The organism is Flavobacterium galactosi (assembly GCF_048158585.1).
Lineage (GTDB): Bacteria > Bacteroidota > Bacteroidia > Flavobacteriales > Flavobacteriaceae > Flavobacterium > Flavobacterium galactosi.
The window spans coordinates 236,608-262,181 of the sequence record NZ_JBLNKV010000002.1 but is presented as its reverse complement, the minus strand read 5'-3'; the positions used below and the strand labels follow the sequence as shown (position 1 = coordinate 262,181).

15 protein-coding genes are annotated in these 25,574 nt (G+C 36.2%); 11 read left to right on the top strand and 4 right to left on the bottom strand.

The features are described from left to right. Positions 1 to 133 precede the first annotated feature (133 nt). Genes ACM55M_RS05295 through ACM55M_RS05285 form a run of 3 tightly spaced genes read left to right on the top strand, consistent with a single transcriptional unit; the run spans position 134 to position 7,149 of the window. A complete protein-coding gene (locus ACM55M_RS05295; protein WP_416856540.1) occupies positions 134 to 1,618 on the top strand; it encodes a glycoside hydrolase family 28 protein in 1,485 nt (494 codons plus the stop codon). Positions 1,619 to 1,638: 20 nt separating this feature from the next. Further along, positions 1,639 to 5,241, top strand: a complete 3,603-nt coding sequence (locus ACM55M_RS05290; RefSeq protein ID WP_416856539.1) for a DUF4450 domain-containing protein — start codon at positions 1,639 to 1,641, stop codon at positions 5,239 to 5,241. Between the two features lie 15 nt (positions 5,242 to 5,256). Further along, positions 5,257 to 7,149 (top strand): rhamnogalacturonan lyase, encoded by a 1,893-nt coding sequence (locus ACM55M_RS05285; protein ID WP_416856538.1) that lies wholly within the window; start codon positions 5,257 to 5,259, stop codon positions 7,147 to 7,149. Between the two features lie 149 nt (positions 7,150 to 7,298). Here the strand turns inward: ACM55M_RS05285 and ACM55M_RS05280 are convergent, their stop codons facing one another. After that, a complete protein-coding gene (locus ACM55M_RS05280) occupies positions 7,299 to 8,339 on the bottom strand; it encodes a GntR family transcriptional regulator (protein WP_416856537.1) in 1,041 nt (346 codons plus the stop codon). A 729-nt stretch (positions 8,340 to 9,068) separates the two neighbouring features. Between ACM55M_RS05280 and rhaT the strand changes: the two genes are divergently transcribed. The 8 genes from rhaT to fbp all read left to right on the top strand — a co-directional run bounded on the left by rhaT (position 9,069) and on the right by fbp (position 18,978). After that, the gene (gene rhaT, locus ACM55M_RS05275; protein ID WP_416856536.1) at positions 9,069 to 10,118 is read left to right on the top strand and encodes an L-rhamnose/proton symporter RhaT; all 1,050 of its coding nucleotides are present in this window, start codon (positions 9,069 to 9,071) and stop codon (positions 10,116 to 10,118) included. Positions 10,119 to 10,171: 53 nt separating this feature from the next. After that, positions 10,172 to 12,313, top strand: coding sequence for a bifunctional aldolase/short-chain dehydrogenase (locus ACM55M_RS05270; protein ID WP_416856535.1), 2,142 nt, complete (start codon positions 10,172 to 10,174; stop codon positions 12,311 to 12,313). A 156-nt stretch (positions 12,314 to 12,469) separates the two neighbouring features. Further along, positions 12,470 to 13,744 carry a sugar isomerase gene (locus ACM55M_RS05265; RefSeq protein WP_416856534.1) on the top strand — a complete coding sequence of 425 codons (1,275 nt, stop codon included), beginning with the start codon at positions 12,470 to 12,472 and terminating at the stop codon, positions 13,742 to 13,744. A 13-nt stretch (positions 13,745 to 13,757) separates the two neighbouring features. Further along, positions 13,758 to 15,119, top strand: a complete 1,362-nt coding sequence (locus tag ACM55M_RS05260) for an FGGY-family carbohydrate kinase (RefSeq protein WP_416856533.1) — start codon at positions 13,758 to 13,760, stop codon at positions 15,117 to 15,119. Between the two features lies 1 nt (position 15,120). Further along, positions 15,121 to 15,858, top strand: coding sequence for a (Fe-S)-binding protein (locus tag ACM55M_RS05255; RefSeq protein ID WP_416856532.1), 738 nt, complete (start codon positions 15,121 to 15,123; stop codon positions 15,856 to 15,858). Beyond that, the gene (locus ACM55M_RS05250) at positions 15,855 to 17,249 is read left to right on the top strand and encodes a lactate utilization protein B (RefSeq protein ID WP_416856531.1); all 1,395 of its coding nucleotides are present in this window, start codon (positions 15,855 to 15,857) and stop codon (positions 17,247 to 17,249) included. Before ACM55M_RS05255 ends, ACM55M_RS05250 begins: the two co-directional genes overlap by 4 nt. After that, positions 17,242 to 17,829 carry a LutC/YkgG family protein gene (locus ACM55M_RS05245; RefSeq protein WP_416856530.1) on the top strand — a complete coding sequence of 196 codons (588 nt, stop codon included), beginning with the start codon at positions 17,242 to 17,244 and terminating at the stop codon, positions 17,827 to 17,829. The genes ACM55M_RS05250 and ACM55M_RS05245 overlap by 8 nt, the downstream gene beginning before the upstream one ends. 129 nt (positions 17,830 to 17,958) lie before the next feature. Next, positions 17,959 to 18,978, top strand: a complete 1,020-nt coding sequence (gene fbp, locus ACM55M_RS05240; protein ID WP_416856529.1) for a class 1 fructose-bisphosphatase — start codon at positions 17,959 to 17,961, stop codon at positions 18,976 to 18,978. A gap of 205 nt (positions 18,979 to 19,183) precedes the next feature. Here the strand turns inward: fbp and nagB are convergent, their stop codons facing one another. Genes nagB through ACM55M_RS05225 form a run of 3 tightly spaced genes read right to left on the bottom strand, consistent with a single transcriptional unit; the run spans position 19,184 to position 25,560 of the window. Continuing rightward, positions 19,184 to 21,121 carry a glucosamine-6-phosphate deaminase gene (nagB, locus tag ACM55M_RS05235; RefSeq protein WP_416856528.1) on the bottom strand — a complete coding sequence of 646 codons (1,938 nt, stop codon included), beginning with the start codon at positions 21,119 to 21,121 and terminating at the stop codon, positions 19,184 to 19,186. 51 nt (positions 21,122 to 21,172) lie between these two features. Beyond that, complete coding sequence (gene nagA, locus ACM55M_RS05230) at positions 21,173 to 22,294, bottom strand: N-acetylglucosamine-6-phosphate deacetylase (protein ID WP_416856527.1); 1,122 nt, start codon at positions 22,292 to 22,294, stop codon at positions 21,173 to 21,175. Positions 22,295 to 22,353: 59 nt separating this feature from the next. Next, positions 22,354 to 25,560, bottom strand: a complete 3,207-nt coding sequence (locus tag ACM55M_RS05225) for a LamG-like jellyroll fold domain-containing protein (protein ID WP_416856526.1) — start codon at positions 25,558 to 25,560, stop codon at positions 22,354 to 22,356. Between the last annotated feature and the right edge of the window lie 14 nt (positions 25,561 to 25,574).

Below are 25,574 nucleotides of genomic sequence, written 5' to 3'. Positions count from 1 at the left end.
TATGATGATGAAAAATGATTACAGAATTACGCTGATATAGGGCACTATGGATATTTATAAAATCAGGTAGGTACAGGATAGTATACCAATAAAAAACAAAGAACTTGCCTGATAATTACTGAATTAAAACAAAATGAGATATATTTTTATTTTTTGGGTATTGTTAGCGAATATTAGTCTCTTTTCTTGCGGAGTAAAAAATACGAATAGTTCAGAGAAAGAAAATGGTACAAGCAGTATCAGTTTGCCTTCTTGGATTAAAAAAGTGGGATCTAAATCAACTGCTTTTAAAAAAAACAGTTATTCTGTAAATGAATTTGGAGCAATTCCAGATGGAAAAACACTAAACACAATAGCGATTCAAAAAGCAATAGATGCCTGTTCAAAAAATGGAGGGGGTGTTGTTACTTTTCAAAAAGGGATTTATCTAACAGGTTCCTTATTTATAAAAGAGGGAATCCATTTTAAAGTTGACAAAGATGTCGAAATTAGAGGAAGTCAAGATATTAAGGATTACAAACAAATAGATACCAGAATCGCAGGAATTGAAATGAAATGGCCAGCTGCCTTAATCAATGTGCTGAACCAACAAAATATTATGATTGATGGTGAAGGAATAATCAACGGTCAAGGAAAAGTATTTTGGGATTACTACTGGGATCTGCGCAAGCAATATGAACCTAAAGGATTGCGTTGGATTGTGGATTATGATGCGCAACGCCCTAGAACTATTTTAATTTCTGATTCTAAAAATATTACATTGAAGAATCTGAACATCCAACAGGCCGGTTTTTGGACAGTACAAGTGCTATACTCCCAATACATAACCGTTGATGGTATTACTATAAGAAACAACATTGGAGGTCATGGTCCAAGTACTGATGGAATAGACATTGATTCTTCGAAATGGATTTTGGTTCAAAATTGTGACATTGATTGCAATGACGATAACTTTTGTCTAAAAGCCGGAAGAGATTGGGATGGCCTGAGAGTAAATAAACCTACTGAGTATGTAGTTATTCGAGATTGTATCGCTCGCAAAGGTGCAGGACTATTGACATTAGGTAGTGAAACTTCAGGAAGTATTCGTCATGTATATGCTTCAAATATAACAGGAGACGGTACTAAAAATGGATTGAACATAAAATCAGCTTCTAATAGGGGAGGTACTGTAGAAGATGTGCTTATGGAAAATATAAAAATGGAAAATTGCAACACTTTTATACAAATATCCATGAATTGGAATCCAAGCTATAGCTATTCTAAACTTCCTGATGGATATACTGAAGAAAACTTACCGGAACATTGGAAAAAAATGCTTACCAAAGTAGAACCGGTCGCTAAAGGAATACCACATTTTAAAAACATCGCACTCAGGAATATTCATGTAACGAAAGTTGGTAAGGCTATTAGTGTTGAGGGAATGGCAGCATCTACAATTGAAAATATCACTTTGGACAACGTTTATATCGAAGCGGAAACTGCCGGAAGAATTTCTTATAGCTCTAATTGGACTCTGAGAAATGTATCTATCAAAACAAATGATGGCTCGAAAGTAAGTATAGAAAACGCAACTAATGTAAACTTTTCGGAAACACTATGGGGATTAAAAAAATAAGCATTCAAATTCTAGTTTTCATGCTTTTTCTGTCATCAATAGTAACAATTGGTCAGGAAAAAGAGCTTTGGCATGGTATTTCCCGTAAAATACACTATACTCCAGAAGGCAATAGCTTTGTTTTAAAAAATGGCTCGCGGAAATTTAACCGAGCTCTTTATGGTACTAATTCTGGATTTAGGGTTGAAGCAGGAGATTTGCCTGAATTTGCCATGTATATGCCCGGGATGGGCGGAAATTTTAAACTTGGCTTTGCCAAAGGAGAAAACAGCAAATGGATTACAGAAGCTAAAACAATAGATACTCGGTACACGCTGGGAATCATGTATTATACAATTAAAGATCCCCTTTTAGCAAATGGAGAATTACTTATTGAACTAGTTGCTTTAAAAGCAGGAGAAGGTTTCGCACTAAAAGTTATGGGAAATAATATTCCAAAAGACGTTTCACTGATATGGGCTTTTGGCGGAGCCACTGGAAAAAAATTTAGCAGAGACGGCGATATCGGTGCTGATCCAGAATCGGTGTTCTACTTACAACCCAATTATTGTATCAATAATACGTATTCTCTAAAAAAAGAATCTTTTCTGTTGGAATATGGCTCAGAAAGTAACAAGCAAAAAACAGGCAACAATAAAAGTCTAATTGGGATACATCCTGATTCCAAAACACATTTGGCAGATGCTAATAAACAAAAAACGCCAACCGATCTTTACAATTCAACTCCAGATTCGTTAACTGTTATAACTGGAAAAATAGATGTCATTCCGCAAACGGGGTTGTATTGGATGATGGAAACCAACACCAATACGAAATACAAGAGTCAAAAGGCAATAGCCGATGTTTTTAAGAAATCCGTTGAAGCAACACTACTGTTAGCCAATCGTGTTAAAGTGGTTACACCGGACCCTTACATCAATACTTTGGGAGGAGCATTATCAATCGCAGCAGATGCGATCTGGGAAAGCCCGGCTTTTCTGCATGGAGCAATTGCCTGGCGCATGCACCTAAATGCCTGGAGAGGTGCTTATGTTGCGGATCCTTTGGGTTGGCACGACAGGGCAAAAACTCATTTTACGAGTTACGGGAATTCACAGGTAACTGCTCCTTTAAGTGGCCCCGTAGTATTTGACACTATCAGAAACTTAGCGCGACAAAAAGAAGAAATGGGAACCGCTCTGTTCAGTAGCGGTTATATCAGTAGAAATCCAAATGACAATACCAAAGCCCATCATTACGATATGAATTTGGTTTTTATAGATCAATTGTTACGTCATTTTAAATGGACGGGAGACACCACCTTCATGAAAGAAATGTGGCCAGTAATTGAGCGGCATTTAAAATGGGAAAAAAGAAATTTTGACAGTGATAATGACGGACTCTATGATGCCTATGCTTCTATATGGGCCAGTGATGCTTTGCAGTATAGTGGGGGAGGCGTAATCCATTCTTCAGCTTATAATTATTATGCCAATAAAACGGCGGCGACAATTGCCAAAATGCTACAACAAGACACACAGCCTTATGAAAAGGAAGCCCAAAGCATTTTCAAATCGGCAAAAGAACAACTTTGGATACCAAAAAAAGGGGTTTTTGCAGAATACAAAGATGCATTGGGAAACAAACTATTACATGAGGCTCCCGGGATTTGGAGTATTTATCATGCAATAGATGAAGAAATTTCGAATCCGTTCCAAAACTATCAGATGCTTCGGTATGTTGACACTAATATTCCTCATATTCCAATCGGTGCCGAGGGATTAAACAAAACGGACCTTTATACCATTAGTACGACCAATTGGCAACCGTACACCTGGTCGATCAATAATGTCGCTCTTGCCGAACAATTGCATACTTCATTGGCTTTTTGGCAGGGAGGACAATCCGAAAAAGCTTTTACCATGTGGGAAAGTGCTTTGATAGAAAGTATGTATGTTGGGGCTTCTCCGGGAGGGTTTGAGCAACTGCTGTTTCATGATGCCATAAGAGGAGAATTATACCGTGATTTTGCGGACCCTATTGGTATGGTAGCACGTACACTGGTGGAAGGACTTTTTGGCATTCAGCCGGATGCGCTTGCCGGTACTTTGACTATTCAACCGGGATTGCCTGTCAAATGGGACCATGCAGCATTGGATATTCCGAATATTTCATTTTCTTTTAATAGAAAAAACAATACGGATTCCTATCACATCAAACCTAATTTTGCAAAAAAAATGGGATTGAAATTTGTCGTCAATGTTCCTTATGAAAAAATAAAAAGTGTATTTATAAATGGAGAAAAAACGGACTGGACAACCACTTCAGATGGTATAGGAATGCCGCAACTGATTCTAAAAAGCCCTTTTAAAGAGGATTACAAGATAGTGATAACTTGGGAAGGAAACCATTTGGAACAACTTAACTTAAAGAATATATATAGTACTGGTGAGGTTATAAATCTCCAGACATCTAGCTCAAAAATCATCGAGGTATATGATCCGCAATCCGCTTTGAGCGAAATAAAAGAAACAGATTCCGAATGGAGAGGGAATGTAAATGGAAGTGAGGATAAAACTTTTTTTGTAAAACTTCAACAGGGAAATATGATTTGGTGGAGTCCAATAGATATTATTATTAAACCTAAAATAGAAGGAAATCCGATACGGCTGGATGGAGATACACTTATTTTTTCTTTAAAAAATAATTCTCAAAATACCATCAATGGTAATTTAATCTTCAATCCTTATGGCACAGCAATTTTGCAAAGAGTCACGCTAAATAAAAATGCAGAAACTACTATTTATATTCCAGTTCAAAATTTAGTTTCTGGTACCAATACTTTAGAATTAAGAACCGCAGAAGGCGAAATACATAAAATTTCATTTGTAAACTGGGATATTCCAATGAAAAAACAACAGCAATTTGAATTAGTGCCGCTGTCGGAAGCTTTCAATGCAAAGGTGACGGATATTTTTAATTATAAGTATACATCTCCCAGACCGCAAACCCCTACTTTACAACTTCCTACTACAGGCATAGGGAATTGGTGTTACCCAAACATAACAGTTGCAATAGATGATTCCGGATTACGGGAAAAGGCTAAAGCGAACCAACAGGTTATAACACCTTTGGGTATTTCATTACAAACGCCTTCAGATTCGAATCAAAAAAATATTGCATTTACATCCTTATGGGATAACTTTCCGGAAAATATCAGTGTCGCTTTAAAGGGTAATGCTTCTCACTTGTATGTGATGGTTGCAGGCACTACCAACCCTATGCAAAGCAGGTTTGTAAATGGGGAATTAGTTGTTAACTATTCCGATGGCAGCACTGAAATTTTGCTGCTTAAAAACCCTGAAAATTGGTGGCCAATAGAACAAGATTATTATTCGGATGGGTATGCGTTTACCACTAATGCTCCCAAACCACCAAGAGTGTACTTAAAATCAGGAATTATTACCCGAGATTTCGAAGACTTTAAGACAATAAAAGGATACAGCAATTATGGAATCGACGGTGGCGCCGCGACTGTTTTGGATCTTCCATTAGATAAGAATAAAACACTGGAAAAACTTACGATAAAAACAATCGCTAATGATGTGGTGATAGGGCTAATGAGCGCTACCCTTATTAGATAACAAAAAATAACAATTATGAATCTATCAAAAAAATTTTGGACACTATTCTTTTTATTTCTTTTATCAGCACCCGCTGTGTTTAGCCAAAAGCAAATGGAAAACCTGGATCGAGGGGTTATTGCTGTAAAAGAAAAAGGTCAGTTTTATATTGGTTGGAGGGTTTTAGGGACGGATCCAGACCTTCTGGCTTTTAACCTCTATAGAAAAAGTGGTACTAAAACTGCTGTACGGATCAATACCGGTCTCATTACCGGAGCTACTAATTTTGTTGATCCCACTGCTAATCCTCAAGATGAGAATACTTGGTATGTGAAAAGTGTTCTAAATGGTGTAGAAAAAGAAACATTAGGAAGTTTTACCATTGCCTCAAACAGTCCTGATAAAAACTATTTGTCGATTCCGATAAAAGAAAAAAACGGCTACATCCCTAATGATGTTTCTGTTGGTGATCTGAATGGTGACGGTCAATATGATTTAATAGTTCATTTGACAGGAAAAGGTCGAGATAACGCTTCCAAAGGAATGACTGATCCACCCGTTTTTCAGGCTTATACTTTAAATGGCACTTTCCTTTGGGAAATAAATCTGGGTATCAACATCCGGGAAGGAGCGCATTACACGCAATTTATGGTCTATGATCTGGATGGTGATGGTATTTCGGAATTTGTCTGTAAAACAGCCGATGGATCCGTGGATAGTGCTAACAAAATAATTGGAGATGCGTCTAAAGATTGGAGAGACACAAATCCAGAATCTGCTACCTATGGAAAAATATTGAAAGGACCCGAATATCTTTCTGTTTTTAATGGAAGAACCGGAGAAGTAATAACAACGACTGACTATATACCTGAAAGAGGCGATATCGGTGCTTGGGGAGGAAAAGGAGGAAATGGTAAAAATGACGCAACAGGAAATAGGGTAGACCGTTTTACAGCCTGTGTAGCTTATTTAGATGGTGTGCATCCGAGTGTAATAATGTGCCGAGGCTACTATGGAAGAACCGTTTTGTCCGCTTGGGATTTTAAAGATAACAAATTAACTTCCAGATGGGTATTTGACAGTAAAAACGGTGATAATCCATATTCTGGAATGGGATATCATAACCTTTCCGTAGCCGATGTTGATAATGACGGGAAAGATGAAATTATTTTTGGGTCTATGTGTATTGATGATAACGGAAAAGGCTTGTATACTACTGGTTTTAGACATGGTGATGCGTTACATGTAAGTGATCTTGATCCGGATATACCCGGTTTGGAAGTTTTTGGTGTACACGAAATTGAAGAAGGAACAAAAGGACCCGGAGTTGCCTTGTTTTCGGCCGAAACAGGAAAAGTATTGTTTACCGATGCTCTCAATGAAGATGTAGGCAGAGGTGTTGCAGATAATATAGATTCAACACGAGTTGGAGCTCAAATGTGGTGGTCAGGGGCTTCTTCTCTGTATGATATTAAAGGCAATAAAATTGGGAAAGTTCCCAGCTCGACTAATTTTTTAATTTATTGGGATGATGATGCTACCAGAGAGTTGCTCAACGCTAATTATATCGAGAAATATGGTAAAGGTCGATTGTTTACCGCTGAAGGGGCGCTATCCAATAATGGGAGTAAATCAACACCCGCACTATCCGCAGATATTTTTGGAGATTGGAGAGAAGAACTAATTCTGAGAAGTTCAGATAATACCGAATTACGCATTTATACCACAACTATTCCAACAAGCATAAGACAGTATACACTAATGCATGACCCGCAATACCGGATGAGTATTGCTTGGCAAAATGTGGGCTACAACCAACCGCCACACACCAGTTTTTACATGGGCAAAGGAATGAAGCCTGCTCCAAAACCAAACATTGAGCTGGTACCTTTTCCTAAATCTATAAAAAAAATAAATAAGCCTTTTTAGTTAATTCAATGATTGAAGCAGGAGCCATGATTTATTTTTGGAGCTCTTGTTTCGAACATTGAAATAGTTTATTTGAAAGACACGAGATTTTACTAATTATGCTCTAAAACATTTAATAAAGTTATGTTCCTCTAACATAAAAAAATAGCTTAAATCGAATTCCTGTCGATGAAATTGAAAGGTATTTTTATTTTACCTTTTTCTTTATTGAGAATCATTCTGGAAGCAGTTTCTCCCATTATTTTGAAGTCTGTTGAAATAACGGTTATTCCTAGCAGCTCCTTTAACGGAGTGTCATTATAGGAAATAATACCAATCTCTTTTCCCAAAACAAATTCATCATCCCTCATTTGTTTTACTAAATTAACTAAATCAGATTCTTCAATGGTAATAAATAAATCTCCTTTTTTAAGAATCATATCGTCATATACCTCATTAAGAATCTCAAAATTTAAAGAATATTCTATGCAAAACTTCTTAAATCCGTGTAAAATTCTTCTTGGATAAGGATATACTGCATTTTCAGGATAAATTAAAATTAATTTTTCATAGGTAACTATTTTTGTAAGTCCTTCTTTTAAAGCATTATAAATATCATTTTCAAAATCTTGATAAATTTCAATAATTTCACCGTCCATTCCAAGCTTAATATTATCCATAATAATCAGCTTTTCTTTCGGTAGTCTTTTAATCGCCTTAACCACTTCGTCAGTATAACTGACATGTTTTAAATCTTCCGTTTTAAAATGCGGCATTATAACATAATAATCATAAGCTCCTTTATTTTTATCCAATAAATTCAAAAATAAGGTTTCATCGCAATGATAAATTAACAAATCGGTGTGGGAATTTGCACCTATACTATTGACAAAGGAATTGTAAGTTGTCATTTTATAAGAACTCAACTTATTAATTAAAAATAGAATATTTATTTTGGAAATTAGTTTTGTTCGTGTAATATAATAGCCCTTACCTCTAATGGATGAAATTACTTTTCGCTCCTTTAGAATATTGTATGCTTTTTCTACGGTATCTCTAGAGATATAAAAATCCTCACTAAACATATTAATTGAGGGGATTTTTTGATCTATTTTGAGATTTCCTATAGAAATATTAAAGATGATAGAATCTACAATCTGCTTGTATTTAGGTACACGCGAATTCTCATCTATCTTAATAAACTTAATCATATCCATGTCAAATAAATTATGTCCAAAATAGGCATTAATTTTTTAATTAATAGGCATTCTATTTAAAAACTAGTTTTTGTGCTAAAAAAATTAGGTATTGCTAATTCTTATTATTCCTCATTTATAAGTTTTAATTTAATAGGGTAATTTAGGAACTAAACCTTCCACTATTAATCTCTTCGTAAATAATATTTTCTATAAGAAAAAAATAGATAATTGTATTTGCGCAATCGATTACACAAATATAGATTTTTAAAATTAAAAGGATATAGGAACATGAATATTATTTTATTTTTTTTGATTAAATAAACAAATAGTGTAAAAAAAGTATTATTAAATTGTGATATTACTAAAGTAATTACATCCTCAATAATTGATTTTTAAAATGTCATTTTGACAAAAAATAATTATTGAGGATGTTATATTTAGTTGAACTATTTTATATAGTTCAAAAAATAACAAACATCAATATTCTAAATTGGCTACAATAATTTCTATTTAAAATGGTGTTTATTAGCTTAAGGCTACAGTTGATATTAAAGTCAATTTATCGAATTGGTAGTTTCATAGCATTCAAAATTGGAAAAAAATAGTGTCACATTATTTTGTGAAATTTATTTTTTGAATTAAATGCGCTATCTACTAAAGGATAGTACAGGACAGTTTTGTTTTAGAGATTCTTTTATTTTACATCACCAGAATTATTAACCCTATAAATTAAAATATTAAATGGAATCATTACTCGGTATTCTTTTTCACTCCATAGGAGGTTTTTCCTCAGGAAGTTTTTATATGCCTTTTAAAAAGGTTAAAGGTTGGGCTTGGGAAAGCTACTGGATTGTAGGTGGATTCTTTTCTTGGTTAATCGTTCCGCCAATTGCGGCTTATTTAACCATTCCGGGTTTTGTCGAAATTATCAGTGCAGCAACTCCATCAATAAAAACAGTTACCTATTCAATGGGTTTAATCTGGGGAATAGGCGGATTAACCTACGGACTTGGTGTTCGCTACTTGGGAATGTCGTTAGGAAACTCAATTACCTTGGGCTTTTGTTCTGCTTTTGGAGCATTAGTACCGTCTATTTATTATAATTTTTATCCAGTTGTAGGTAAAGTTTCATTTACTGATATGTTATCTAATACCGGTGGCCGACTCGTACTATTTGGTGTTTTGGTTTGCCTTATAGGAATTGCCTTTTCTGGAAAAGCAGGAATGCTTAAAGAAGCTGATTTTGCTACAGGTCATGAAGATAAAGACAAAGATTTTAGTTTAGTAAAAGGATTAATTATTGCTATTATTTCTGGAATTCTGAGTTCTTTTTTCAATTTCGGAATCGAAGCTGGAAAACCAATGGCGGAAGAAGCCGTTAGACAAGGTTTTAATCCTTTGTTTCAAAACAATGTTACCTATATAATTATACTTTGGGGTGGATTGACAACTAACTTTATTTGGTGTATGTACCTTAATTTCAAAAACAAAACTTTCGGGGATTATACCAATACGAATACTCCAATCGCTAAGAATACACTTTTCTCAGCCATTGCAGGTACCATGTGGTTTTTGCAATTTTTCTTTTACGGAATGGGCGAAAGTAAATTAGGTAATGGGGCCAGTTCATGGATTCTACACATGGCTACCATTATTTTAACGGCCAACTTTTGGGGATTTTATTTAAAAGAATGGTCTGGGGTCTCTAAAAAGACTTTTAATACATTCCTTTTGGGTATTGGTCTTATTCTTTTGTCAATTGTATTGGTGGGAATTGGGAATTCGCTTTAATATTTATAACATTCATTTTCAAACTTTTTTATAAACACTTTTAATATAACACTATGTCAAATATAAATACAAATAACATGACTTTTCAGCACGTAAGCTACCTTTGGGATGATGCAAAAGCTGCAGCATTAGCAGGAGATGAAGTAGCACTTTTCATCTATCGTTCTAATTTATTAGGAGCCGATTTGAGATTAACGAACTATGGCGGTGGAAACACTTCCGTGAAAATTACTGATAAAGACCCATTAACAGGAGCTGATTCTGAAGTAATGTGGATCAAAGGTTCTGGTGGAGACATCGGAACATTGACGAAATCAGGTTGTGCGGCACTTTATTTAGAAAGATTGCTCAATCTTGAAAACGTATACAGAGGAATCGAATTTGAAGACGAAATGGTGGAATTGTTCAACCATTGTATTTTTGACTTAGCGTCAAAAGCACCTTCGATTGATACACCATTACATGGTTTTTTGCCTTTCAAACACATTGATCACTTGCATCCTGATGCGGCTATTGCTATTGCTGCTGCAAAAGACGGAGCAAAAATTACTGAAGAGTTATTCAACGGAGAAATCGGTTGGGTGGGATGGCAACGTCCAGGTTTCGACTTAGGTTTACAAATGCGTGCTTGTCTTGAAGAAGCTGAAGCTCGTGGAAAAAAATTAAAAGGAGTAATGTTGGGTTCTCACGGTTTATTTACTTGGGGAGATACGTCTTATGAAAGTTACATCAACACACTTGAAGTAACTGAAAAATGTGCTGCCTATTTAGAAAGCAACTACGGAAAAAAACGTCCCGTTTTTGGAGGTCAAAAAATAGAAAGTTTAGATGTGGAAGCACGTCAGTTAAAAGCGGCTAAAGTTGCTCCAATATTACGTGGTTTCTGTTCATCAGAACGTAAAATGATTGGTCATTATACAGATGATGCGAGAGTATTGGAATTCATTAATTCAAATGATTTAGAGAAATTAGCTCCTCTTGGAACTTCTTGTCCAGACCATTTCTTGCGTACAAAAATCAGTCCTTTGGTTTTGGAATTAGATCCAAACGAAGATTTATCGGATGTGGAAGCAATCAAAGCAAAATTAACTCCTGCTTTTGAAGCGTACCGTGCGATGTATGCAGAATATTACAATACCTGCAAGAAATCGAATTCACCAGCGATGCGTGATCCAAATCCTGTGGTGATTTTATATCCGGGAGTAGGTATGTTTACTTTCGCAAAAGATAAAACAATGGCGCGTTTAGCATCAGAATATTATATCAATGCAGTAAATGTGATGAAAGGTGCTGAGGCAGTTTCAGAATATACTTCATTGCCGCGTCAAGAAGCTTTTGATATCGAATATTGGTTATTGGAAGAAGCTAAATTACAACGTATGGCAAAACCAAAAGCATTGTCAGGAAGAATCGCTTTGATTACAGGTTCTGCAGGAGGAATTGGAAAAGCTATCGCAAAAAGATTTGCAGAAGAAGGTGCTTGCGTTGTCATCAACGACATCAACGAAGAGCGTTTGCAAGATGCGACTGCCGATTTTATCAAATCGTTTGGTAAAGATGCCATTTCTAGCACATTATTGAATGTAACGGATGAAAAAAGTACCGAAAAAGCATTGGATGCTGCTTGTTTGGCCTTTGGTGGAGCAGATATTATTGTGAATAATGCGGGAATCAGTATCTCAAAATCGATTGCAGAACATACTTTAGAAGAGTGGGATAGATTGTATGATATTTTGGTAAAAGGACAATTTATTGTTTCTAAAGCTGGAACAGAAGTAATGCGCAAGCAAGGATTTGGTGGGGATATTGTAAATATTGTATCTAAAAATGCAGTAGTTGCAGGACCTAATAATCCTGGTTATGGATCTGCAAAAGCAGCTCAGGCACACTTAACACGTTTGATGGCTGCCGAATTAGGAGCAGACAAAATCCGTGTGAATACGGTAAACCCGGATGCAGTAATCTCTGATTCGAATATTTGGTCAGGTGGTTGGGCAGATGGTCGTGCCAAAGCGTATGGTATTACGGTTGCAGAATTGCCTGCTTACTATGCCAAACGTACATTATTGAATGAAATTATATTGCCGGATGATATTGCAAATGCTTGTTTTGCATTCGTAGGTGGCTTGTTGAATAAATCAACAGGAAACGCTTTGAATGTTGACGGCGGAGTAGCAATGGGCTTTTATAGATAGGTTTTTAGATGTTTGTTTTTTAGACTGATTTTTCTAACGTTCGTATCTTTCGGACGTTAGATTTATCTAAATTTGTAAACAAGTTCTTTTTAAAAATATACTTCATCCATAAACTTCTTTAAAAGAAGTTTTTTATTTAATTTTAAAAAAAATATCATGTTAATTGAATCATACAAAATAGCTTCTCATAATGATGACCTTTTAAAGGCTCATAAAAACAAATTGGTTTTCACCGCATCAGAAATTGCTGAAACCGAAAGTATTATCCAAAAATTAATTGATTTTCAAATCGCAATTCCATCTTGGGCTTTAGGAACAGGAGGAACACGTTTTGGTCGTTTTCCAGGTGGTGGTGAACCCCGTTCATTAGAAGAAAAAATTGAAGATGTAGGATTGCTACACGCTTTAAACAATGCTTCTGGAGCTATCTCTTTACACATTCCTTGGGATATACCAACGGATTATCAAGCAATTAAAGTGTTAGCTGCACAACACAATTTAAAATTTGATGCAGTCAATTCAAATACTTTTCAAGATCAGGCTGATCAAGCACATTCGTATAAATTTGGATCTTTACAAAACGTAAATAAAGCAGTTCGTAAACAAGCGGTTGCTCATAATATTGAAGTGATTCAACAAGGAATTGCTTTAGGTTCTGAATCATTAACAGTTTGGCTTGCTGATGGTTCTTGTTTTCCGGGACAATTAAATTTCCGTAAAGCCTATCAAAATACTCTAGAAAGTTTAGAAGAAATTTATGCAGCATTGCCATCAAACTGGAAATTGTATTTAGAATACAAATGTGCGGAGCCTAACTTTTACTCTACCACAGTTGCTGATTGGGGACAATCGTATTCTTATGTTAAGAAATTAGGAGACAAAGCATTCACTTTGGTTGATTTAGGCCACCATTTACCAAATGCAAATATTGAGCAAATTGTTTCTTTATTGCTGATGGAAGAAAAATTAGGTGGTTTCCACTTCAATGATTCGAAATATGGCGATGATGATTTGACTGCTGGCGCATTAAAACCATACCAATTATTCTTGATTTTCAACGAATTGGTTGAAGGAATGGATTCCAGAGGAATGAATCACGCTAAAGACTTAGGATGGATGATTGATGCTTCGCATAACGTAAAAGATCCGATGGAAGATTTATTGCAATCGGTAGAAGCGATTATGGTTGCTTACGCACAAGCACTTTCCGTTGACAGAAAAGCATTAGAAATTGCACAAAACGAAAATGATGTCGTTACAGCGCAAGAGATTTTACAAAATGCTTTCCGCACGGATGTTCGCGCCTTAGTTGCTGAAGCACGTTTGCGCTCTGGAGCTGCATTAAATCCAGTTGGATTATACCGTGATCTTGCAGTAAGAAAGGGGCTTATCACTGAAAGAGGATTTAAAACAGTAGCTACAGGCTTGTAAAAACTAATCAAAAATGAATGTAGTAGCGATTTTTGATATTGGTAAAACAAACAAAAAAGTCTTTCTGTTTAATGAAAACTATCAAATAGTTTGGGAAAGGTCAGTGAATCTTCCCGAAACAGTGGATGAAGACGGTTTCCCTTGTGAAGATATTGCAGAACTCAGAAACTGGATCGTTTTTAGGTTATCAGAAATGCAGGAATTAAAAGAATATATCTTAAAAGCGGTAAATTTTAGTACCTATGGAGCCAGTTTTATTTATGTGGATGAAGAAGGGAACTCTTTAACACCATTGTATAATTATCTAAAACCATATGCTGAAGCGCTAAAAAAGAAGTTTTATGATAAATATAAAGGAGAAGAAAAGTTTGCGTTAAAAACAGCTTCTCCTGTTTTAGGAAGTTTAAATTCCGGGATGCAGATTTACCGTTTGAAAGAGGAAAACCCGGAATTATTTGCAAAAGTGGCCTATTGTTTGCACTTGCCACAATATTTAAGTTCTCTTTTAACGGGAAAATATTTTGCGGATATCACCAGTATCGGTTGTCATACCAATCTTTGGAATTTCAAGAAGATGAAGTATCACAAATGGCTTAAGAAAGAGGATATTATAGATAAAATTCCGCGTATTCATGATGCTGGGCATACGATAAACACAATAGGTGATATAGCCGTTGGAGTAGGATTACATGATAGTTCTTCGGCAATTATCCCTTATATGATAAATTTTACGGAGCCTTTCGTTCTGTTGTCCACTGGAACCTGGAGTATTTCTATGAATCCTTTCAATGAGACCCCACTGACTTTTGATGAAATGCAATACGACTGTTTGTGCTATTTGCAATACAAAGAAAAGCCTGTGAAGGCGGCTCGATTGTTTGCAGGGAATGAACATGAAGTGCAAACCAAAAAGTTAGCGAATCATTTTGGATTACCATTGGATACTTATAAAGAGATTCTTTTTGACAAAAACATCATTTATAAATTGAGAGAAATTAACCTGAAAAGGTATTCTTCAAATGATGATAAATATAAAATTCTTCAGGAATCTCCTTTCGAAAAGAGAAATCTTAGTGATTTTAAAAATTACGAAATTGCGTATCACCAATTGATGTTGGATATCGTTGCACAGCAAATACTTTCAACGAACTTAGTGATTCATAACAGTCCCGTTAAAAAGGTATTTGTAGATGGTGGTTTTAGTAAAAACTCTATTTTTATGAATTTACTGGCAGAAGCTTTCCCAGAAATGGAAGTATATGCCGCTTCTATGGCGCAAGCAAGTGCTTTGGGTGCTGCTTTGGCGATTCATAAAAACTGGAATCCTAAGCCGATTCAAAATGATTTGATTGATTTAAAATTTTACAAACATTAATATGAAAATTGGACTTTTTATACCCTGTTATGTGGACCAATTTTACCCAAAAGTGGCTATTGCAACCTATGAATTATTACAGAAATTAGACTGTGATGTTCGTTTTCCAATGAAGCAAACCTGCTGCGGGCAACCCATGGCCAATAGCGGGTACGAACATTTGACTAAAGGTTGTGACACTAATTTCATTGCTAATTTTGCAGAGTTTGATTATATTGTATGCCCTTCCGGGAGTTGTGTATTGCATGTAAAAGAGCATTTACATGATGAAAACAATGAAGCATTAGCATCTCAAATGAGAAAGCGTGTTTTCGAATTAACCGAGTTTATCACCGATATTTTGAAAATCGAATTGATCCCCGGGAATTTTCCCCACAAAGTAGGGATGCATCAAAGTTGCCACGGACAACGTGGATTGAAGCTTTCGCAAATGACGGAGTTGAATGCGCCATTTTTCTCTAAACCGGAACAATTATTAAGTAAAATAAACGGAATAAATCTGGTTTCATTAAGCAGAAAAGATGAATGTTGTGGTTTTGGAGGGACTTTTTGTGTAACCGAAGAAGCGATTTCTGTAAAAATGGGACAAGACCGTATAAAAGACCATGAAGACCATCAGGTAGAATACATTACCGGCGGTGACATGTCCTGTTTAATGCACTTAGAAGGCATTTTGAAAAGACAAAAAAGCCCGATAAAAATTATTCACATTGCGGAAATATTAAACGCTACGATATGAAAAGTAATTTAGAACATAGCGAAGCCGCAGCGATTTTTAATAAAGATGTTAAACGAGTAGATTGGCATGACGAAACCCTTTGGTTTGTTCGTGAAAAAAGAGATAAAGCAGCTTTTCAAATTCCAGAATGGGAATTACTCAGAGAAACGGCTTCAGACATAAAAAACAATGTGCTTTCGAATATTCATGAGTATTTACTTGAATTTGAATCGAAAGCCCAGAAAAACGGAGTTATCATCCATTGGGCTGCGGATGCCGATGAACACAATAAAATAGTGCATTCCATCATGGAAAAACATGGCGTGAAGCAGATGGTTAAGTCTAAATCAATGCTTACCGAAGAATGCCATTTGAATGAATATTTATCCGAAAAGGGAATTGATGTGATCGATTCAGATTTAGGGGAACGTATCGTTCAACTTAGAAAAGAACCACCAAGTCATATTGTTTTACCTGCAATTCACCTCAAAAAAGAAGATGTAAGTGAAACGTTCCACGAACACCTTGGAACAGAAAAAGGAAATAACGACCCACAATATTTAACCGAGGCGGCAAGACTGCATCTTAGAGATACTTTCCTTACGCGAAAAGTGGCATTGACGGGAGTAAATTTTGCTATTGCTGAAACCGGTGAAATTGTAGTTTGCACCAATGAAGGAAATGCAGATATGGGTGTGCATCTGGCTGATGTACATATTGCCTGTATGGGTTTTGAAAAAATAATTCCACAGCGCAAACATTTAAGTGTTTTCCTTCGATTATTGGCAAGAAGTGCAACCGGACAACCGATTACCACTTTTTCCAGCCATTTTAAAACGCCCAGAGACGGGAAAGAAATGCATATTGTTATTGTCGATAATGGCAGAACGACCCAATTAGGGAGGGAAGATTTCAGGAGTTCATTGAAATGCATCCGTTGTGGGGCTTGTATGAATACGTGTCCGGTTTACAGACGAAGTGGAGGACACAGCTATCACAATGCGGTGGCAGGACCTATTGGTTCTATATTAGCACCAAATCTTGACATGAGTAAAAATGCCGATTTACCTTTTGCCAGTACCCTTTGTGGTTCTTGCACGAATGTGTGTCCCGTAAAAATTGATATTCACGATCAATTGTATAAATGGCGCCAAGTATTGGTAAAAGAAGGACATTCTCCGCTAGGGAAAACTATAGCAATGAAAGGAATGGCAACCGTTTTGGCTAATCCTATGGTTTTTGATTTTGCAGGAAAAGCAGGAAGATTTGTGATGAAAAACATGCCCGTTTTGGTTAATAACAGCCTTAATCCTTGGTATAAACAAAGAGAAATGCCTGCGCCACCCGAAGAATCATTTAGAGAATGGTACAAGAAAAATGCAAAGGAATCTAAAGACAAACAAAATGAGTAGCAGAACCACTATTTTAGAAAAAATAAAACAAAACCAACCCACGACAGCTAGTGAATTACCTAATTTAGGTACTTTAGGATTAGAAGTTTTTGAGATACTCGACAAATATAAAACGGTATTGAAGGGAATTGGTGGAGACTTTGTAGAGGTCCCTAATTATGATGCCATAATTGCATTTGTCAAAAAAAATTATGACACCGAAAAACGAATGATTACAACGATTCCAGAACTTGCTGAAATTGCAGCTACTGATTGGTTTAACGATGATCCACATACTTTAGAAAATGTAGAATTGACTTTGGTTAAAGCTCATTTTGGTGTTGCTGAAAACTCTGCGCTTTGGGTAACCGATGCTCTATTAGGGCAACGCGTTTCCACATTTATTCCTCAGTATTTGGCTATTGTAGTAAACAAAAAAGATATTGTAGCCACTATGCATCAAGCATATGATCGTATTGGAAATCAGGAATATGGTTTTGGGACTTTCATAGCCGGACCTTCAAAAACTGCCGATATTGAACAATCGTTAGTTTTAGGCGCTCATGGTGCCAGAGGATTGACGGTATTTCTTATGGAATAAATTTTTGTTTTCTCCATGATGGAGTCAATTATAATCAGAAACAAGAGGAAATTAGAATAAATTTTTAATAGTTTTACATTACGATTTTTGTCAAAAATAAAAATATTAACCTATTACTGAAAATTCATAATGGAAGAAAGCAACAAAACCTTAGGAGAATTTATTATCGAAAATCAAAAAGATTTTCAATATTCATCAGGCGAATTATCTCGAATTTTCAACTCCATCCGATTGGCAGCAAAAGTAGTCAGTTATAAAGTGAACAAAGCGGGATTAGTTGATATTATTGGATCAGCAGGAGATAAAAATATACAAGGCGAAGACCAACAAAAATTAGATGTTTATGCCAATGAAACGTTTATTCAAACCTTAATAAATAGAGAAATTGTATGTGGTATTGCATCAGAGGAAAATGATGATTTTATCACCGTAGAAGGCAGCGACAAGAGTAATAATAATAAATATGTGGTTTTGATGGATCCTTTGGATGGGTCTTCAAATATAGACGTGAATGTTTCCGTAGGAACTATTTTTTCTGTCTACAGAAGGATATCACCGATAGGAACGCCGGTTACACTAGAAGATTTTTTGCAACCTGGAATCAATCAAGTTGCGGCAGGTTACGTGATTTACGGAACCTCGACGATGATTGTCTATACCACAGGCCACGGCGTAAATGGATTTACTTTAAATCCTGCTATTGGGACTTTTTACCTGTCACATCCCAACATGAAATTTCCGGTTGATGGGTCTATTTATTCGGTAAATGAAGGGAATTATGTTCATTTTCCACAAGGGGTTAAAGACTATATTAAATATTGCCAATTGGAAGAGGAGGATAGACCGTATACCTCAAGATATATTGGGAGTTTAGCATCGGATATGCATAGAAATATGATTAAAGGAGGCATTTATTTGTATCCAACAAGCTCTGGTGCCGCCAAAGGGAAATTACGACTGCTCTATGAATGCAACCCGATGGCATTTATAGCAGAACAGGCCGGGGGCAAAGCCTCAGACGGGGTTTCCAGAATAATGGAAATTTTACCTGCTGAATTGCATGAGAGAACTCCTTTCTTTTGCGGTAGTGCTAATATGGTAGAGAAAGTGGAAGAATTTATAAATAATGCACAGTCGAACAACCGTTAGATTGGACTAATGGAGCAAGAGGATTAACTGTGTTTCTTAGATTAATAGTTTAATAAAAATGTCACTTCTTTAAAAAAGGTTGTGACATTTTTATTGTAAGTTTTATTTTAAATTTATAACAACCATAAAAAAACAAAACTCAGAATGAAACCAATTAACTATGGTCTCAAACTGAGTCTGATTACTGGAATCTTACGGTTGTTTTTTAATAGTCAAAACGTTTAAAAGCTTCTATAGCTTCATATTCAGCCAAACCTAAAGCATCATATAGTTTTGCTGTATTTTTGTTGCGATCTTCGGCTCTAACCCAAAATTCTCTGGAGTCATTCCCTTGAAACATCACTCTGTCTTTTTGAGATTGGTGATACAAAATAGCATGTCTTTTTAGTAAAACTTCATCAGGACTTAAGGGAACGGCCATGTCTATTTCATGGATATCCCATTCGTGCCAAGCACCTCTGTACAACCATAGCCAACAATCATTCATGTATTTCTCTGGCTTCAATTGTTTCATTGCAGCAAATATGGCATTCAAGCAAACTTCATGCGTACCATGCGGATCTGCCAAATCTCCTGCAGCAAAAACCTGATGCGGTTTTATTTTTGCAATAATGGCTGCAACAATGGCTACATCTTCAGGGCCCAATGGGTTTTTCTTTACGCGACCCGTTTCATAAAAAGGAAGGTCTAAAAAGTGCGTGTTTTCATCTTTTAAGCCAATGTATCTTGTTGCGGCATAGGATTCTCGACGTCTGATAAGGCCTTTTAGTTTTCGAACTTCAAGAGAATCAATCTGATTTTCGGTTTTGTTGTTAATGAAATTGATTACCGCAGGAAAATCAATATTGCAATCGGTTTCTCCAATAAAATCATTGCAAACTTCAGCAAATTTCAATGCTTCATCATCCGTTACAGCAATATTTCCAGAAGTTTGATACACTACATGAACCTCATGACCTTGTTTTATCAATTTAGAAAAAGTGCCTCCCATAGAAATTACGTCATCATCCGGGTGCGGACTAAAAAGTATGATTCTTTTCTTGGCAGGATTGGCTCTTTCAGGCCTGTGGGAATCATCCGTATTGGGTTTCCCTCCTGGCCATCCAGTTATCGTGTGCTGCAATACATTGAACATGTTTATGTTCAAATCATATGCAGAACCTTCTTGCGCCAAAAGATCCGACATCCCGTTATTGTTGTAATCCCTGTCAGTCAGTTTTAATATCGATTGTTTTGTTTCTTGGCACAGCCAAACAATGGCTTTGTTTTTTAATTCTGTTGTCCAAATGCATTCTCCAACCAACCACGGGGTTTCAAATCGAGTTAACTCGGAAGCTGCCGATTGATCTAAAACAAAAGTGGTATTGGTATGATTTTGCAAAAATGTAGCGGGAACCTCCGAGCTTGTTTCTCCTTGAATGGTTCTCTTTATGATGGACGCTTTATTTTGGCCCCATGCCATTAATACAATTCTTTTTGATCTCAAAATCGTAGAAACGCCCATTGTAATGGCTCTTTTTGGAACATTATCAATGCCATTAAAATCAGAAGATGCATCAACTCTGGTAATGTGATCCAAAGTAATGATTCGGGTTCCGGAATTGATATGGGATCCCGGTTCATTAAACCCTACGTGTCCGGTACGACCAATTCCCAATAATTGAAAATCAAGTCCTCCGGCATTTTTTATTTTTATTTCATAATCAACGCAATATTGATTCAGTTCATCAATCGCTACCGTTCCGTCAGGAATATTTATATTTTCCGGTTTAATATCGATATGATTAAAAAGATGCTGATGCATAAAATAATGATAGCTTTGGTTGTTTTCTTTTGTCATTGGATAGTATTCATCCAAATTAAAAGTGACCACATTACTAAAGCTAAGTCCTTCTTCTTTATACATTCGTACCAATTCTTCATAGACCTTTATAGGAGAGGAACCAGTAGCCAAACCAAGTACACACGGTTTATTTTCGGCTTGTTTGGATCTAATTAATGCGGCTATTTCTTGTGCAACAATTTTTGAAGCTTCAACGGAATTTTTAAAAATTTCGTTATGAATTTTTTCAAATCTCGTTTCTTCAAATTTACCGGCACTTTTATAGCTGATGTCAGGTTTAATTTCTAAAACACTTTTCATTTTATTTTCTATTTGAGTTAGTTGTATAGTTATTTTTTTAATATTTATTTTTTAAATCGAATTACAGTTTAGGGTTTCTATTCTTGACAGATTATCATTGAAAGTGACAAAACTTGCCGGAAATCCCGGTTTTATTTTACCCAATTTATTTTCCATGTTAATAGCGGCTGCTACGCGGCAAGTCGCCATTTTAATTGCTTCATCAGCCGATACGTTCAAATGATTGAAAGCATTCTGAACCGCTTCTTTCATCGAAATACTGGCACCGGCTAGATTGCCTTCTTCATTTCTGTAAAAGCCATTATCGAGATGAGCATCAAAATTTTCCCATTTGAAATTGGCAACTTTACGTCCTAAAAAAGCAGCGTCACTAATTAAAAAGAATTTATCCTGCTTTAGTTTATATGCTAATTTTGCAGCAGCATAATCACAATGGGCACCATCTAAAATAACAGGAGCATAAACGCTTTCGTTTTCTAAAGTGGCTCCAACCAAACCCGGTTCCCGATGCCCAAATTGAGTCATCGCATTAAACAAATGGGTGACCAGTTTAATCCCTCTAGAAAAATAATATTGCGCTTCTTTGTAGGTCATCGTCGAATGTCCCGCAGAAATGACAATACTACTTTCTAACAGCATGTCCAACTGCTCATCTGTAAAACATTCCGGTGCAATTGTGATTACCTTTATCACATCTTTACCGTGACGGATAATTTCTTCCAATTCGGAATTAGTAGGTTTACGAACCTGATTAATGCTATGTGCGCCACGTTTTAAAGGATTCAAAAAAGGCCCTTCCAGATGCATTCCTAGTACTCCATTATTGTATTTTGCCTTATAATTGCGAATGGCTTCAATTCCTTGAAGAATGGTTTCTTTGGAAGACGATATCAAGCATGGAAGAACATGAGTGGTACCATATTTCAAACTGGTATCATAAATATCTTGAATGGTTTCTTCTGTTGGAGTTTGGCTGAAATAAAGTCGCTCTCCACCATTTATTTGGATGTCTATGAAACCAGCAGAAATGTGTTCTCCTTTTAAATCAATTAGAGAAATAGTATTGGGAATTTCTTTTTGAACAGAAATAATTATTCCATTTTCTATAATAATTACATCATTATTTATTTCATCGCCAGTATGTACAATTCCGTTAACAATGGCTTGTTTCATTTTTTATAATTTAAATGTGTTTAACTTATTCCTGTTTAAAAAAATACAATCCAACAGGCTTATTTTTTTATTATTTTTTTATTGATTGTTGTTTTAGAATCACTTACTTGTAAAATGTAAATGCCTTGAGCTTGATCTCCTAGGGGAATTATTGCTTCACGGTCACTATCATTTAGTATCGTTCTGTAAATTATTTTACCGGATAAGTTCGCTATTTTAACAGTAACGGGTTCATTGGTATTATTGATTTTAACCCTTAATAAATCAGCTATAGGATTAGGAGCAACGGCTACAGTCAGTTTAAGATTTTCAATAGTTGTTTTAGTTGTTTTATTTTTAAGAATAAGGGAATTTGGAACAAATGTATCCGCTCCATTTGTTAACCAATTTAAGCTGAATCGCGCAAAATACATTTGATAAGTTGAACTTTCACCGTTTTCATAATAGATTCCTATTGTTCCGTCAGGCAAAACCGTTAGACTAGAATATGCCGATGCTCCAGGAAAAATTGTTTTTCTGATTGGCCAAGTAGCTCCTTCATCGGTACTCATTAACACAGAAACATTGGTTCTATTTGCTGCAAAAGGAATCGTATGCAGCAAACGGTTTTTATCAAATCCATCTAAAGTTGAGGTATAGCGAATAAAATCCCCATCGCAATTAGGATCGGTAAGATTAGCCTGATTGTAGGCTGTGCCCCAAGAAACACCTTTGTTGGTTGATACATTAAATCTGCGTGTTCCCGAATTACGGATGCTCATCATCAGATTTCCATTATTCAATTCGACAATTTTGGCTTCATCGCCACCTGTTTCAGCAATTCCTGTTGATGGACTCCAAGTAATACCACCATCAGTACTTGAAATCATGTAATTGTTGATTCCGCCACTTGATTCTCTGACACAAATGGCAGCAACGATACGACCATCTCTTAATTGATGTGCTCTACCTGACGCTACAAATACGCCTAACCAATTTTGAGTGATAGCATTACTGCAACCAGCGCCATAAATTTGATTCGTTATATCTACTGGTGCGCCCCAAGTGATTCCATTATCAGTACTTCTGCAATATTTTATTTTAATTGGATTTGTTGGTGTCGAAGCAAAGAAACCTAAATCGGCAGCAAGTAAACAAATTAAATTTCCAGTTGCTTTATCCATAACCAATGCCGCATCTCCGACTCCGGTAGGGGCACCAAAATTGGCAATGGTCACAGGCTCTGACCATGTTTTTCCATTATCTGTGCTGCGGCGGACTACCGGGTCGATTTTTGCTGCTAAATCTCCCGCACCATTCCATCTTTTGTCCGTTACGGTTACCAATGAACCATCGGCCGCAGTTATGATTGCAGGGATACGATAGTTTGAGGATCCGGCATCTCCCGGAGTAAATAAAAGGGTATTAGCTAATAGGATAACGCGGTTACCTGCAACAGTGTTGGCAGCGGTATTATAAGTTATAGTATTTGCAACTATCGATTCACAACTGGCATCCAATAGATTTCCTTCAGTTGCTCCAGAAGCTACATCATAAGTAATCCAAAAATAATTATCTCCGGACACTAGTGCTTGGCTTCCATTAACGATTAGGTTACCGACTGCAGGTGCTGTAGTTCCAAATAACGTAGCAGTAGCAGTATTAAAAACGGAATCGGTTCCACTTGAATATATTTTAATAGTGCTAACATCAGCACTATTTGTCGTACCATTCATAGTGAATTTTAGTGCGCTTACAGTAAGTGGATTGATCGTTCCGTTGGCAGCGACTTTTACAGCAACAATACGTTGATTAATATCTCCCATACCCGTTGGAAGTTCCGTTTGAATTAAGGATACTGTATTAATTTGCATGGTATTTGTTTGAGCGATTACTGATGCTCCGCCGTTTAGCGTACCGGGATGGCTGTGGCCAGAAATATCTGGAACAGTAACTCCGCTTACATTTTCAAAATCCCATGCTGCTAATAAATTAGCTTCGGTACCAGTTACAATTGCTGTTTTATCTGTAAGTACTTCTGCAGCTGTCATTGCTTTCCTCCAAAAACGGATATCATCAATTTGAATATTCATAAAGGATGCAAAATTGCTTAGCGTTCCAAACAATAAATTACCAGTATTAGAAACAGTATTTATACCACCAATATTTGAGGTAGTTTTGGTTTGTTGTAAAGCACCATCCACATAAATTTTACAACTCGTAGTGGCCACATCAATAACCATTGCCAGATGATGCCAGATGTTATTAGATACATTTGATGTACCATAAGGTGGTCCGGCAGCGCCTCCACTTGTTGTTAGATTAACTCCAAATTGCCCGCCGCCAGCTGATGAATTATTGATAAATTCATAACCAATACCCGAACCGCCTGGTCGCTTACTCAAGATTCTTTTAGAGAAATCGGCTGTTTTAATTCTACAGGTAACGGTTAAACTTTGTCCCATTGCCAAATTAAAATCGGCATGATTTGCAACAGACATATAATCATTTACCCCATCCAAAGATAAAATCATCGGAAAAGCATTTGAAACTGTTGGAGACCCAAAAAGAGTTCCTGCATGATTATTACCGGAAACATCAGGAACAGTGCTGCCACTTATGTTTTCAAAATCCCAAGCAGCGAGTAGGTTAGTGGTTGGTCCATTTATTACTGCAGTCATGTCTGCCATTAATTCTGTTGGAGTCATTGCTTTATCCCAAACTCGTATAGCATCAATTTGTCCAGCCCATTTGTAACTGTTATTTGTGTCAGATGTAGCTCCAACAACAAAGTTCAACGCATTGGAGAAATCCGAAGTAATGGATGTAAAGGTTTTTCCTGTATTTGCTAAAACACCGTCTACATAACCATATACTGTTCTGTTACTGGAAGCATCTAATACCAATGCTATATGGTGCCAAGTCCCATCAGCAATTGAATTTGCAGAATAACCTGCTGTACTAATGTTATTTGGTGTACCCGTACCTTGCATATTTATGGCAAACTTGCCGGCATTTGAACCATTACCGGTCCAAAACTCATATCCATTACCTGATGAACCATTTCTTTTAGCAAAAATACGTGGGGTACCAGTTGTAGTGGTAGTTTTTATCCAACAGGTAATTGTTTTATTTTGGCTTGTGCCAAAGTTTAAATCGGCATGATCAGCAACCGTCATGTACGTACTAGTTCCATTAAGGTTTAAGACCTTACCACTTTGTGCTTTTAGGCTATTAGCGTATAAACACATAAAAAACAAACAAAAAGAAAGTAATAAATTTTTCATATTTTTTAATATTT